This window comes from Nocardioides sp. NPDC058538, assembly GCF_042719275.1.
Classification (GTDB): Bacteria; Actinomycetota; Actinomycetes; order Propionibacteriales; family Nocardioidaceae; genus Nocardioides.
In genome coordinates, this window is record NZ_JBHXNY010000024.1 from 1 (window position 1) to 13,052 (window position 13,052).

A 13,052-nucleotide genomic window follows, 5' to 3' on the forward strand; every position below is an offset into this window, starting at 1 on the left:
ATCTCGCCCGCAGGCAGCGTCAACGAGACATCTTTCCAGATGAGCTGCTTACCAAAGCTCTTGGTCAGCCCTTCGATCTTTACGTCTACACCCATATCCATGCCTCCACTCGCGGTTTGTCGTCCGGTCAGCGGGGCGTGAGCCCGGCAACCTTCCAGTCGTTGCCGACTCTTTGCATCTTCACCTCGACGCGCGATGCGCTGATGCTGGGCTCGACCCCGGGCGCCACCGTGGTCTGGGTGAGAAAGACCAGGACCAAGACCTGTGATCCAGTGGCCCTGACGACCCCTGCCCCGGAGATGGTCGCCTTCGTGGAGATCTGCTTCTGGGCCGCCACCTTGGCGACAGGACCATCGAGCAGTTCGGTGTAGTCGGTGCCGAATCGTCCGGTGGTCTGCTTTTTGGAGCGGGCGAGGTCGGCCTCAAGCGTGCGGTGGTCGTAGCTCAGCAGCACGGGCACCCGGCTCTTGGCCGCGGCGAGAGCGTCCGTACGGTCGCGAGCACGGTCCGAGGCCTGGCCGGCGAGCATGGTGAAGGTGATCGCCGCGGCCAGTCCGACGACCACGAGCAGCACGATCACCCATCGCAGCAGCAGTCCTCGCTCCAGGTCGAGCCGCAGCCGACCGGATGCGCTCGGCCGGGGCTGGCCGGTGTGTTCGGTCTCTTCTGAGAGGTCGGCCGCCATCTCGGTCTCCTCCATGGTCACGGGATGAACTCCAGTCCGGATACGAGCCAGCGGCCCTCGACGTTCCGCATCTCGACCTTGACCCGGTAGTCACGTTGCTGCGGTGCCTTCGTGCCCGAGTTCGACACGGTGCCGGTCGCTGCGACGTAGACCGTCGCCTGTTCGTCGGTCGAGCGCGCCACACCGGCCGAGACGACCTCGCCCTCGGCGTCGACCTTGTTGGCCTTCAGTGCCTTCTGCAGCGCGTTCGCCTGCTGCTTCAGGTCGCTGCGGAAGGAGGCGGTCGCGCCGTCGAGGAGGGTCTCGAAGACCGCTTCCGAGTCCTCTGCGCTGACCGAGATCAGTCGGGTGACCTCGGCGGAGGCCGCCGAGACGGCCTCGGCTCGCTGGTGCTCCGCGCTGATGTCGTCGCGCCAGGACCAGGCGCGCTGCCCAGCGAACACGAGCAGCCCGACGCCCAGCACCAGCAGGAGCACGAAGGTCCTTGAGGAGAGTCTGGACATCGTCACCACAGCCCGACCGGCTCGAGGAACAGCTGCTTCCAGGAGTTGTCCTCGGCAGACGCGTCCGTGGTCCCCTTCGACGGCGGCTCGCCTGCCGAAGCCTTCGGCGCGGTCGAGGCCGCGTTCGGATCAGCGCCCTCGGGCCAGCGCCCCTTGCCGAACTCCAGCCCGCACGAGGAGGGCAGATGACCCCGCGCGCTGGAATTCGGACACGGTTGGTTGCGAGCGCCCCGCACCGAGGACGGGTCGCTGGGCGCGGTCTTGCAGTGAGCGAGCGGGTCGGCCTTGCGTACGTCCTCCTCGGAGGGGCTTCGCCGATCATCGGTGGACAGGTATCCCTCCGTGCACGACGGTGGATCGTTGACGCCTGCGCGTAGGTCCAGCTGCACGTCGCCCTCCTTGGCCCGCGGATTGACCGTCTGCTGGAGTCGTCCGATCGTGGCGGGGTACACGACCAGGGTCTGCTGAAGCTGCGGAAGATAGGTGTTGAGCACCTCGCCGTTGACCATCAGGTTGTCCAGGAGCATCGGCAGCGTGGTCTGGAGGTCGTCGACTGTCGCGGTGGTGCTGTCGAGCCCGGTACGCCCGTCGCGGAGCAGCGAGCGCAGATCGGCGTCGTTCGCCGCGAGCTCCCTGGTGAGCGCACGCAGCGATGACATCGACGACACGGTGCGCGGCGCCATCTCGTCCTGGGTGGCGAGCACCGGCTCGAGCGCACGGATCAGCTCGGTCGTCGAGGTGACCTCCTGCTGGGCCGTGTCCATCAGCGTGCTGGAGTCCTCGATCAGCCGGCCGACGTCCTCGCTGCTCGACCCGAGACCGGTGTCGACCTGGTCCAGTACGTTGCGAGTCTGCTGCTGCGGCACAGACTCGAGCAGGCGGTTGACGGCGTCGAGGACGGGCGCGATCTGGGGCATGTCGACGGTGCGTGATGGCGGCAGCACATCCCCGCCGTTCAAGGCCGCCCGGGTGGCGGACCCGGAGACCAGGGAGACGTACTGCTCGCCCACCGCCGAGGTGCTGTGGAGCTCAGCGTCGACGTTGCCGGGGATCCGGGTGCCGTTGTCAAGGCGAAGAGTGGCGATGGCTGCCCGTGGGGTCACCTCGAGGTCGGTCACCTGCCCGACCTTGACGCCCCGGTAGGTGACCAGGGCACTCTCGTAGAGCCCGCTGGCATCGTTGAACTCGGCGGTGACCTGGTAGACCCCGATGCCGAGCATCGCCGGGACCCTCGCATAGGTGAAGACCATCAACCCGAGCGCGAGAGCCGTCAGGCAGGCGAAGACGCCCAGCTGCCGCTTCACCAGTCTCGTCAGCAGCATCAGCAACCTCCCAGGTTCGCGAGCAGGCAGCCGCTGTCGTCGGGCGTGCTCGGGGCGGGCGTCGACGCGGTGGCGCCTGCGGGAGGCAGGCCGGTCGGGCCTCCGGTGAGCCAGGTGTCGGTGAGACTCGAGCCGCGAAGGTCGAGCGTCACGAAGAGGTTGGTGTAGTCACCGCTGAGGGCGTTGGTCGTGGTCATCGCGGGGAACGGGATGGTCAGACCCAGCTTGAGCGCCTCGGGGATGGAGTCGCCGACCTTGCCGAGGCTGGCCAGGATGGGCCGCAGGGCGTCGAGGTTCGCGAGGAGAGCCGTACGGCTGGCCCGGATGACCTTCGTCGCCTGGGCCCCGGTCTCGCCGGTCCGGGTGACGGCGCGGACCAGGCTCTGCCGCTCCTCCTCGAGCGTACGCAGCCCCGGAGCGATCTCGTCGATCGCGTTCGCCAGGACCGTCCGGTCCCGAGCGAGGCCGGCGGAGAGCCGGTCGAGCGCCTCGAGCGCCTGCACGATCTCGCCCTTGTTGTCATCGAGCACGGCGAGCAGCTGGTTGGTGCGCCGCACCAGGTTGCGGGTGTCGGGGACCCGGTCGTCCAACGCGGTCGCCAGCTCAGAGGTGATGGTCTCGATCTGCGACAGCCCGCCGTTGTTGAGCAGCAGTGCCACCGCGCCGAGGACCTGCTCGGTGGCCGGATAGGTGCCCGTCTGGGTGACCGGGATCCTGGCGCCATCCCGCAGCATCTCGGCCCGCTCCGCCGCTGCCGCGATACTGCCGGCGCTGCTCGGTGTCGATGTCGGCTCCGGCGCGCTGACATCGACGTACTGGGCGCCGAGCAGGGTCTTCTGCCCGATCGCGAAGGTCGCGTCGGCCGGGACTCGGGCCGACTTCATCAGCCGGAGCCGGACCTTTGCCTGCCAGTCCGAGACGCTGATGCCGGCGACGGTGCCGATGACGACGTTGTCCATCTGGACAGCGGAGTTCGGCACCAGGTTCGCGACCTCGTCGAAGGTGACGGTGACGGTGTAGCCGTCCCCGCCGACGCCGGGCTGGCCCGGGAGCGTGTGGTCGTTCGGCTGGAGGCTGCTGCAGCCGGTCAGGCCGACCATGAGTGCAACCATGGTCGCCAAGATGCGTGTCTTCATCGGTCGCCTCCGAGGTCGGTGCCGAGCAGGCCGGGCAAGAGGGGTTGTACGCCGTCGAGGCCCTCGCCGACCTCGGGGAGCGGTGTCGACGGCCGAGCCGGGTCGACCGGCTCGGCTGCGCCCGGCTCGGCTGCGCCCGACCCCGCGCCGGGGGTGCCACTCTGCTGGGCGGTCTTGATCAGGTCGACGAGCGGCGCCAACGCATCGCGGCACTGCTGCGCCGTACCACCGGCGCCGAGCACGGCGCCGCAGACGAGCTGGGCGGCGTCGTTGAGCCCGGTGAGAGAGGCCCGGCCGGCGATCGCCTGCTTGTCGATCACGTTGAAGAGATCGATCAGTGCCGTCGGAGCCATCTGCAGGATCGCAGCGAGCTGGTTGGACCGGTCCGCGAGGGCCGCGCTGAGCAGGTTCAGGTCGCGTACGGAGCTCTTGATCCTGGTTCGGTTGTCGTGGGTGAGCTCCCCCGTCGCGGCCAGCGCCGCGGAGAGCTCCTCGATCGCCGCGGTGAGCTCGCGCCGGTTGGTCGCCAGCACGGCGGAGACCTCGCTGAGCTGCTCGGTGAACCCCGCCACGGCGGCATCGTTGACCGCCAGGTTCTTGGTGAAGCTGTTCAGGTTCGAGACGGTCGTGAACATGTCGGCGCGGCCGTCAGAAAGGGTCGCGGCGGCGCTACGGAGCCCCTCGACCGCCTCGCGCAACTGCTCGGCGTTGCCGTTGCGGAGGTTGGCGTCCAGGGTCTCGATGGCGGTTCGGAGCGGCTGCTTGCCGGAGCCAGCGGGAGCCAGCGCGGTGGAGAGGTCGGTGAGCTGCTTCTTGACCTCGTCGAACGAGACCGGCACCGCGGTGCGGTCCAACTCGATCTGGGCGCCGTCGGACATCGCCGGACCCTCGGTGTAGGCCGGTGAGAGCTGGACGAACCGCCCGCTGACCAGGCTCGGGGAGACGATGGCGGCGTGGGCGCCGGCCGGGATCCGCTGCCCGCCCTCGACCTCGATCCCGACATGTACGCCATCGTCTTGCGGGTCGACCTCGGTGACCCGGCCGACGGCGACCCCGAGAACCTTGACGTCGTCGCCCTCGTAGAGCCCATCGGCGTTGGTGAAGACCGCGGTCACCACCGTCGAGCGGGTGTCCTTGACGGTGTAGTAGGCGCCAGTGGCGAGGAGCAGCAGCGCGAGCCCGATCAGGACGCGGCGCAGCAGGAGGCTGGAGGAGATGGTCACTTCACGACCCCCGAGACGATCGGCGCCAGCGTGCCCGGCGAGGTGAGGTTCTGGATGTACGCGTCGAACCACGGTCCGGTGGAGATGGCCTCCCCGATCCCGGTGACGTAGCCGCGCAGCCCGGTGATGGCGTCCTGCAGAGCGGCCTTGTTCCGGTTCAGCAGGGTGACCACCTCGTCGAGCTGGTCGAGCGCCGGGCCGAGCGTGGCCCGGTTGTCGTCGACGAGACCACGCAGCTGCGCGGAGAGGTCCTGCACGCTGGCGAGCAGGCTCACCACAACGGCCTGTCGGGCGTTGAGCTGCTCGAGCAGCGACTGTCCGGAGACGAGCAGGGTCTCGATCTGCTCGTTGCGGCTCGCGAGCACGCCCGAGACCCGCGAGGCGCGGGCGAGCAGAGCGCGGAGCTGGTCGTCGTTCTGTTCGACGGCTGCGGTGAGTTCGGTGACACCTCGCAGAGCGGGTCCGACGTCGTCGTGGGTTCCGCTCAGCGCCGTACTGGCCTGGTCGAGCGCGCCGGCGAGCTGGGTCTTGTCGATGTCCGCCGTGGTCGTCGTCAGCTCGTTCAGGGTGGCGGTGAGGTTGTAAGGCGAGGATGTCCGCGAGGTCGGGATCGTGTCGCCGGCACCCAGCCGCCCGCCGCCTGAGGGGACGAGCTCGACGGCGGCACGGCCGAGGAGGGTGACGGTGATGATGCGTGCCTCGGTCTTGGTGCCGAGCTCGACACTGCCCTCGGTGAGGACCATGTCGGCGACGACCTCGTCGCCGTCGAGACGTACGTCGCGAACCTTGCCGACCCGGGCGCCGGAGACCATGACGGCGTCGCCGCCCTTGAGGCCACCGGCCTCGGCGAAGGCAGCGTGGATGATGTCTCCGTTGCCCACGAGCGGGAGCTTGTTGTAGTTGAGGCTGGCGGTGACCACCAGCGCGATCGCCATGGTGCCGATCAGGCCCCGGGCGGCGTTCTGAGCGGGCGTACGGAAGCTCATCACTTGCACCTCTGCGCGTCGGACATGATCCATGGAGTCGTGATGGTGGCGTCGGCCTGGACCCGGACCCCACACAGGAAGAAGTTGAGGTAGTTGCCGTACGAGGTGGCGTTCTGGATCGCCGTGTAGTGGTTCGGCAGCTTCTGCAGCACCTGTTGAAGGGTGGCCTGCTCCTGGTTGATGCCGTTCGCCGCCTTGGTGAGCTGGGTCAGGTCGGCCCTGAGGTCTCCCCTGCCCGCCTCGACCAGTGACGCCGCTTGGCGCGCGAACCGGTCGGTCTGCGCCGCTGCGTCGAGGATCTGGGTGTCCTGCTGCTCGAGACCGTCGAGGAGCTTGCTGAACTGGTCGATGAGCGCCTGGATGGTCTCGCGCTTGTCGTCGAGCGTGCCGACGACGGTGTTGAGGTTCCGAATCACCTCCCCGATCAGCTCCTGGCGGTTGCCGAGCGTCGTGGTGAGCGAGGCCGCCCGCTCCACCAGGGTGGAGATCGCGGAGCTCTGCCCCTGGAGGATCTTGACCAGGTCGCCGGAGAAGGCGTTGATCTGCGCCGGGGCGAGACCCGCGAAGAGCGGTTTGAACCCGTTGAGCAGCAGGTCGAGATCGAGAGCGGGCCTGGTCCGCGATATCGGGATGGTCTCGCCGGCCGCGATCGGTCTCGCGTCCGGGTCAGGTCGGCTGAGCTGGACGATCCGGTCGCCGATGAGGTTCCGGTACTGCACCGTGGCCTCGGTCGAGGCGTTGAGCTTCTGGCCCCGCGGGACGTCGAAGGAGACGCGTACGGTCGCGTCGCGCTGGACCGCCAGGGCCGTGACCTTGCCGACGTCCACGCCGGCGATCCGGACCGAGTCGCCCTTCTGGAGACCCGACACGTTGGCGAAGACGGCGTCGTACGTGACCCGGTCGCCGGGACGGTGCGCGGCCGTCACCACCCCGACCCAGTAGGTGAACAGCGCCGCGACGACCAGGAAGATGCCGAACTTGATCAGGTCGGAACGCTCTCGGCGCCGAAGCTTGCTGTTGCTGGTCACTGCTTGCCTCCTGCGGCGTTGGCGCCACCGGCCAGCAGACCGAGCAGCGTGGTGAGCGTGTTCTCCTGGACCGTGGGTTGCTTACCCGCATAGGGGTTGGCTCCGGTCACGAACGTCGGCACCGCGTCCTGCGCCTCCTCCTCAGTGACGTACGGAAGCCCGTAGCACTCGGGACCTCTCGTGTCGCCGACCTTCGGTAGATTGCGCTCGTACGTGTAGGGATCGCGCCCCGGGACGATGCGGGTGATCGTCGTGACCCCCGGATGTGTGCCTCCGACGGCGGCCTCGGCGAGCTTGTTGGCCGAGGCGAGACCGAGGATCGTGCAGGGCAGCTCCGGGGAGTACCTCGCCACGACGTCGGTGACCGGCTCGGTGAGCTTCAACGTGGTGGTCAGCCGCTTTCCGGAGCTGTCCAGCAGCCTGTCGGCGCTGTTGTCGAAGGAGTACAGGCTCAGCTCGAAGGCGTGCAGCGACTTCTGCTGGGTGGTGAGGGTCCTGCTGGTCACGGCGGCGTTGTCGGCCAGGGCCACCAGGTCGGGCCGTGCGGTGTCGTACGTCTGGGCGACCCTCGCGCCCGACCTGATGTCGCTGGTGAGCGTGCTCAGGTAGGGGTTGAACGAGGTGAGATAGCTGTTGGTCTGGCTGATCAGGAGCCCGATGTCCTCGCCGCGTTGGTCCACGGCCTGCGAGACGGCGGTGAGCGCGGCGGCGACCTCGGCGGGTTTGGCGGTGTCGAGGACCTGGGTGAGGTTCTCGAACGCCTCGTCGACCTCGACCGTGACGCGGTCGGCGTCGATCGTCGCCCCCGCTTGGATCCGCTCGGCGCCCGGCTCTCCGGGGTTGAGCTGGATGTACTTCGCGCCGAACGCCGTCGGCGGGACGATCTCGGCGGTCGTGTCGCTGGCGATCTGGTCGAACTCGCCCCTGTCGATGTCGAGCTGGATCGAGACCCCGTCACCGGCGTCGTGGTGGACGGAGCCGACCCGGCCGATCGCGACGCCGCGGAGCTTGACCGCCGCGCCTTGGGCCAGGGTCAGCCCCGCCCGGTCGGAGGAGACGGTGAGCGGGACGGTGGAGCGGAAGGCCCCCTGGTAGCTGGCGACGGTACCGGCGATCAGCGCGAGGATCAGCGCGATGAAGGCGAGCCCGTAGGTGACGTGACGATCAGCCATGCCGCTCACCCCGCGATGTGGACCGACGGACCGCCCCAGATGGCGATGCCGAAGATCAGGTCGACGAACATGATGGCGATGAGGGCCGAGCGCACGGCCCGGCCGACGGCGCGGCCGACACCGGCGGGTCCGCCCGACGCCTTGAACCCGTGGTAGCAGCACACCGAGACCACGACCAGAGCCATGATCGCGACCTTCAGCATCGACAGGAACAGGTCGCCGGGGATCAGGAAGGTGTCGAAGTAGTGCTGGTAGGTGCCGGGCGCCTCGTCATAGCCGACGGTCACCACGAGGCGGGTCGCCAGCCAGCACATCATCACCGCGATGGCGTACAGCGGGATGACGGCGATGAGCCCGGCCATGATCCGCGTGGTGACCAGGTAGGGCACCGGCGGCACCGCCATCACCTCGAGCGCGTCGATCTCCTCCGAGACCCGCATGGCGCCGATCTGGGCGGTGAACCCAGCGCCGACGGTCGCTGTGAGTGCGATCCCCGCGATGATCGGAGCCACCTCGCGGGTGTTGAAGTACGCCGAGAAGAACCCCGACAGCGCGGAGACGCCGATGTTGTCGAAGGACGTGTACGCCTGCAACCCGACCTCGATGCCCGACGCCGCGGTGAGAAAGCCGATCACGAGAACGGTCCCGCCGATCAGTGCCAGGGCGCCGGTCCCCATCGCGACCTCGGCCAGGAGCCGGACGACTTCCTTGCGGTAGCGGCGGAAGGCATGGGGGAAGTGGGAGTAGGCGCGGCCGTGGAAGGCGAGCTGCTCGCCGAGCTCGCGGAGGGCTGATGTGTTGACGGCCATTTCAGGCTCCCAGCTTGAACTGAAGGAACAGGGTGCTGATAACGCTGTTGGCGGCGAACAGGAGCATGAACGCGAACACGACGGTCTGGTTCACTGCTTCCCCGACGCCTTTCGGGCCGCCCTTGGCGTTGAGGCCCAGGTAGCAGGCGGTCAGGCCGGCCAGGAGTCCGAAGACCGCTGCTTTCGCTTCGGCGGCGACGAAGTCCGACAGCCCCACGAGAAGGGTGAGGTCGTTGAGGTAGAGCCCTGGCGTGGCGCCCTGCAGCACCACCGAGAAGAAGTAGCCGCCGACCAGGCCGACGACGGTCACCAGGCCGTTGAGCGCGATGCCCACGAGGGTCGAGGCGACCACGCGAGGGACGACGAGGCGTTGGACCGGATCGATCCCGAGGGTCGTCATCGCGTCGATCTCCTCGCGGATCTTGCGTGAGCCCAGATCCGCGCAGATCGCGGTGGCCCCGGCCCCCGCGACGACGAGAACGCTGACGATCGGGCCGATCTCGCGGACGACGGCGACGGCAGCGCCGGCGCCGGCCAGGTCGACCGCGCCGATCTCGATCAGGAGCTGGTTGACCTGAAAGATGATTACCACGCAGAACGGGATCGCGACCAGGAGCGCCGGCCAGAACGAGACCGTGGTGATGAACCATGCCTGGGAGATGAACTCACGGAACTGGAACCTCCGGGTGAACCCCTTCCGGAAGACCTGGACGACGAAGTCGTAGAAGTCGCCGAAGGAGGCCAGGGCCCTGAAGATCGCGTTCGACTGGAGCGCCTCGCTGGCTATCCGCTGACGCTCCGGCGTCATGCCGCGGACCCCGGATGGTTCGACCCGGTCGGTCGGGGCGGCGGTCACGAAGCCGTCCGGCCGTTGATCGCGATGACCGGCAGTCGCAGAGCGGCGGGTGCCTCGACCGGCACCATCGGGTGGTTCGGGCTGACCGGCGCCGTTCGCCGGTAGGCCGCACCGAGGGGCGGCCGCGGATCGGCCTCGCCCTTGTTCGGCCACATCGACAGGGCGCGCTCGGCCTGTGCCGTGATGGTCAGGCTCGGGTTCACCCCGAGGTTCGCGGAGATCGTCGAGCCGTCGGTGATGTGCAGCCCGGGATGGCCGTGGACGCGGTGGTACGGGTCGACGACGCCGCTCTCGGCGCTGTCCCCGATCACGCAGCCGCCGAGGAAGTGGGCCGTCATCGGGACGTTGAAGATCTCGCCGACGCTCGAGAACGGCCGGCCGTCGATCTTCTCGCTGATGCTGCGGATCGCCTGGTTGGCGACCGGGATCCAGGTCGGGTTCGGCTCGCCGTGGCCCTGCTTCGAGGAGAGCCGCAGCGATCCACGGCCGAGGCGCCGCTTCTTGCCGAAGACGGTGATCGAGTTGTCGCTGGTCTGCATGACGAGGGCGATGACCGTACGCTCCGCCCAGGTGCGGATCCCCAGGTAGTGGCCGATGAACTGGACCGGATGACGCAGGATCTGGCCGACCCACTTCACCGCCCTGGGCACCCGGCCGCCGCCGTCGGTCATCACCGTGGTGAGCAGCCCCATGAAGCCGGACCCGGCGCCGTAGCGCACCGGCTCGATGTGGGTGTGGTCGTCGGGGTGGATCGAGCTGGTGATGGCGACGCCGTGGTTGAGGTCGCCGTCGGTCCGGCGCCCCGGTCGTGTGCTCGCGGTGCACAGGGCCTCGGAGTTGGTGCGGGTCAGCTCCCCCAGCCGGTCGGAGAGGCCGGGCAGAAGGCCCTGCCCCTTCATGGTGTGCAGCAGCTCCTGCGTGCCCCAGGTGCCGGCGGCGATGATCACCTGCTCGGCTGCGATCGTCTGCGCGGTGCGCCGGCGTGACCGGCCCGTCTGGTGGGTGGCGATGCGATAGCCACCGTCGGCGGGCGTGATGCTGTCGACGGTGGTGAGCTCCCGCACCTCGGCCCCGCCCCGCTCGGCGAGGTGGAGATAGTTCTTCAGCAACGTGTTCTTCGCGTTGTGCCGGCATCCGGTCATGCACTCGCCGCACTCCAGGCAGCCGGTGCGGTCGGGACCGACGCCGCCGAAGTACGGGTCTGCGACCGTCACGCCGGGCTCCAAGGCGTCGCCGCGGCCGAAGAAGACCCCGACGGGCGCGGGACCATAGCTGTCGGCCACGCCGAGCTCGGCGGCGACCTCGCCCATGATCTCGTCGGGCCGGGTGGTCGTCGGGTTCGGCCGGACCCCGAGCATCCGCTTGGCCTGGTCGTAGTACGGAGCCAGCTCCTCGCGCCAGTCGGTGACGTGGGACCACTGGGCGTCACGGTAGAAGGCGTCCGAGCGAGGCTCGTAGAGCGTGTTCGCGTACACCAGCGAACCGCCGCCCACACCTGCACCTGCGAGTACGACCACGTCGCGAAGGAGACGGATGCGCTGGATTCCGAAGCAGCCGAGTCGAGGCGCGAACAGGAACCTTCGGGCGTCCCAGGAGGTCGCGGCGAAGTCCTCGTCGCGGAACCGACGACCGGCCTCGAGCACCAGCACCCGGTAGCCCTTCTCGACCAGCCGCAGAGCGGCGACCGAGCCGCCGAAGCCGGAGCCGACCACGACGACGTCAAAGGCCTGTTCGGGGCACGATGCATCCACCGAGCACTCCTGTCAGTTGTTCGGAACGTGTTGCCCGTCACACGATCGGGCTCGCGTAGTTCATCAACGGAGTTGCGGCGGCCTCTTGTGACATGCGCCCAAATGTCGTCGCCCCGGTTGTACGGCATGACAAACGACCTGACATCGGGGCCGGAGCCCGGTCCGGACCGCAGCACCGGCGTGAGCACGACGTGGCGTGAACACAACGTGGCCACGGTCACAAAGTGGGCTAGCCTGGCGAGCCAGCGCGCCGTACTACCCCGTTCGGGAGGGACCTCAGTTGACCACCGATGCTCTTCCTACCGAGGTCGCCGCTTGGCTCCCGTCGTTCGTCGCCGACGAGCTGCGCCCGGAGATGATCGACGGCTGGGTCACCCGGACGAGCAGCGCGATCCGGCGCGAGCTGCCCGAGATTGCCTCGGAGCCGGACTTCGTCGCGCTCTTGGACGACGCCGTCAAGGAACACTGGCTTGCGTTTCTGGCAGCCTTCGTCCAACCCGATTTCCAGGCCCACCTGCCAAGGGCAGGCAGTCGGATGGCTCGTGAGGTCGCAGATCGCCAGCTACCGCTCGAGCTTCTGATCAAGATCTACCGAGCCGCTCAGCAGGAGTCGTGGCGCTACGTCACCGGCGTCGTCAACGCGCTGCCGACCGACCAGATCGACCACGCCGCGCTGCTCATCTTCCTCTGGGGACGCGCGAGCTCATGGATCGATGCAGCGATCACAGACTCCACCGAGATCTTCCACGCCGAGAACTCTCGCCACACCAAAGGCGTGGCGGCGCAGCGGTATGAGGTCGTGAAGGCCGTCCTGGCCGGAGAGTCCACCGACGCCCGCCGCACCTCGGCAGCCCTGGGCGGCTATCCGATGTCGGTGCGGCACACCGCCCTGATCCTGGAGACCGCCGATGCGTACGCGATCGACGAGCTCGACCGGATCGTCCGCGATGTCGCCAACAGACTCGGTGGGAGCAATCCACTGGTGGTGCATCCTGGCGGCCGCCGACTGTGGGCCTGGATCGGCACACGTGACCAGCCGAACCTGGACGGTCTCGACGGCCTCCGCCCGGCCCTGGACGCCATCAGAGCCGTCATGTACGCCGGGGCACCCGCACCTGGTCAAGACGGGTTCGTCAGCAGCCACGACGACGCCCGGCGCACCCTGCGGATCTCCGCGAGCGGGGGCAGGCCGGCACCGGTCATGCGCTACGACCGGGTCGAGCTCCTCGCCCTGCTGGGCTGCAGCGCCGAGGTCGACCGGTTCGTCGACCGTGTGCTGGGACCGCTGGGGTCACCCGACGAGCCGACGGCACGCATCCGCGAGACCGTGCTCGCCTTCTTGTCCCACGGCGGGAGCATGGAGGACGCCGCAGAGAAGCTCTGCGTTCACCGCAACACTGTCCGGTACCGGCTCGGTCGTGCCGAGGAGCTGCTGGCCCGGCCGGTGGCCAAGACCGGGGACGAGCTCCGGCTGGCGATCCAGCACCGCGCAATGTTCCACGCCACGGAGGGCCAGGACTGAGCCGTGCTCGGCGCGCCCGGCTTGGCCTCGTACACAAAAGCCGGCCGGGATCTTGAACC

12 protein-coding genes are annotated in these 13,052 nt (G+C 68.7%); 1 reads left to right on the plus strand and 11 read right to left on the minus strand.

The window, feature by feature from the left end; translation table 11 throughout:
- Positions 1-127: 127 nt before the first annotated feature.
- From ACFWQC_RS19870 to ACFWQC_RS19920, 11 genes are read right to left on the minus strand one after another with little or no spacing between them, the layout of a single operon-like run.
- A complete protein-coding gene (locus tag ACFWQC_RS19870; protein ID WP_378681751.1) occupies positions 128-706 on the minus strand; it encodes a hypothetical protein in 579 nt (192 codons plus the stop codon).
- Positions 703-1,188 (minus strand): hypothetical protein, encoded by a 486-nt coding sequence (locus ACFWQC_RS19875; protein WP_378681754.1) that lies wholly within the window; start codon positions 1,186-1,188, stop codon positions 703-705. Before ACFWQC_RS19875 ends, ACFWQC_RS19870 begins: the two co-directional genes overlap by 4 nt.
- 2 nt (positions 1,189-1,190) lie before the next feature.
- The gene (locus ACFWQC_RS19880; protein ID WP_378681757.1) at positions 1,191-2,510 is read right to left on the minus strand and encodes an MlaD family protein; all 1,320 of its coding nucleotides are present in this window, start codon (positions 2,508-2,510) and stop codon (positions 1,191-1,193) included.
- Positions 2,510-3,646: an MCE family protein gene (locus tag ACFWQC_RS19885; RefSeq protein ID WP_378681760.1), complete on the minus strand. Its 1,137-nt coding sequence runs from the start codon at positions 3,644-3,646 to the stop codon at positions 2,510-2,512. The genes ACFWQC_RS19880 and ACFWQC_RS19885 overlap by 1 nt, the downstream gene beginning before the upstream one ends.
- Positions 3,643-4,869 (minus strand): MCE family protein, encoded by a 1,227-nt coding sequence (locus ACFWQC_RS19890; RefSeq protein WP_378681763.1) that lies wholly within the window; start codon positions 4,867-4,869, stop codon positions 3,643-3,645. The genes ACFWQC_RS19885 and ACFWQC_RS19890 overlap by 4 nt, the downstream gene beginning before the upstream one ends.
- Positions 4,866-5,855 carry an MCE family protein gene (locus tag ACFWQC_RS19895; protein WP_378681766.1) on the minus strand — a complete coding sequence of 330 codons (990 nt, stop codon included), beginning with the start codon at positions 5,853-5,855 and terminating at the stop codon, positions 4,866-4,868. The genes ACFWQC_RS19890 and ACFWQC_RS19895 overlap by 4 nt, the downstream gene beginning before the upstream one ends.
- Complete coding sequence (locus ACFWQC_RS19900; protein ID WP_378681769.1) at positions 5,855-6,883, minus strand: MCE family protein; 1,029 nt, start codon at positions 6,881-6,883, stop codon at positions 5,855-5,857. The genes ACFWQC_RS19895 and ACFWQC_RS19900 overlap by 1 nt, the downstream gene beginning before the upstream one ends.
- A complete protein-coding gene (locus ACFWQC_RS19905; RefSeq protein WP_378681772.1) occupies positions 6,880-8,055 on the minus strand; it encodes an MCE family protein in 1,176 nt (391 codons plus the stop codon). The genes ACFWQC_RS19900 and ACFWQC_RS19905 overlap by 4 nt, the downstream gene beginning before the upstream one ends.
- Positions 8,056-8,060: 5 nt before the next feature.
- Positions 8,061-8,864 (minus strand): MlaE family ABC transporter permease, encoded by an 804-nt coding sequence (locus ACFWQC_RS19910; RefSeq protein ID WP_378681775.1) that lies wholly within the window; start codon positions 8,862-8,864, stop codon positions 8,061-8,063.
- A 1-nt stretch (position 8,865) separates the two neighbouring features.
- Positions 8,866-9,672 carry an MlaE family ABC transporter permease gene (locus tag ACFWQC_RS19915; protein ID WP_378681970.1) on the minus strand — a complete coding sequence of 269 codons (807 nt, stop codon included), beginning with the start codon at positions 9,670-9,672 and terminating at the stop codon, positions 8,866-8,868.
- Positions 9,673-9,716: 44 nt separating this feature from the next.
- Positions 9,717-11,471: an FAD-dependent oxidoreductase gene (locus tag ACFWQC_RS19920; RefSeq protein WP_378681778.1), complete on the minus strand. Its 1,755-nt coding sequence runs from the start codon at positions 11,469-11,471 to the stop codon at positions 9,717-9,719.
- 280 nt (positions 11,472-11,751) lie between these two features.
- Between ACFWQC_RS19920 and ACFWQC_RS19925 the strand changes: the two genes are divergently transcribed.
- Positions 11,752-12,993: a PucR family transcriptional regulator gene (locus ACFWQC_RS19925; RefSeq protein WP_378681781.1), complete on the plus strand. Its 1,242-nt coding sequence runs from the start codon at positions 11,752-11,754 to the stop codon at positions 12,991-12,993.
- Positions 12,994-13,052: the final 59 nt, after the last annotated feature.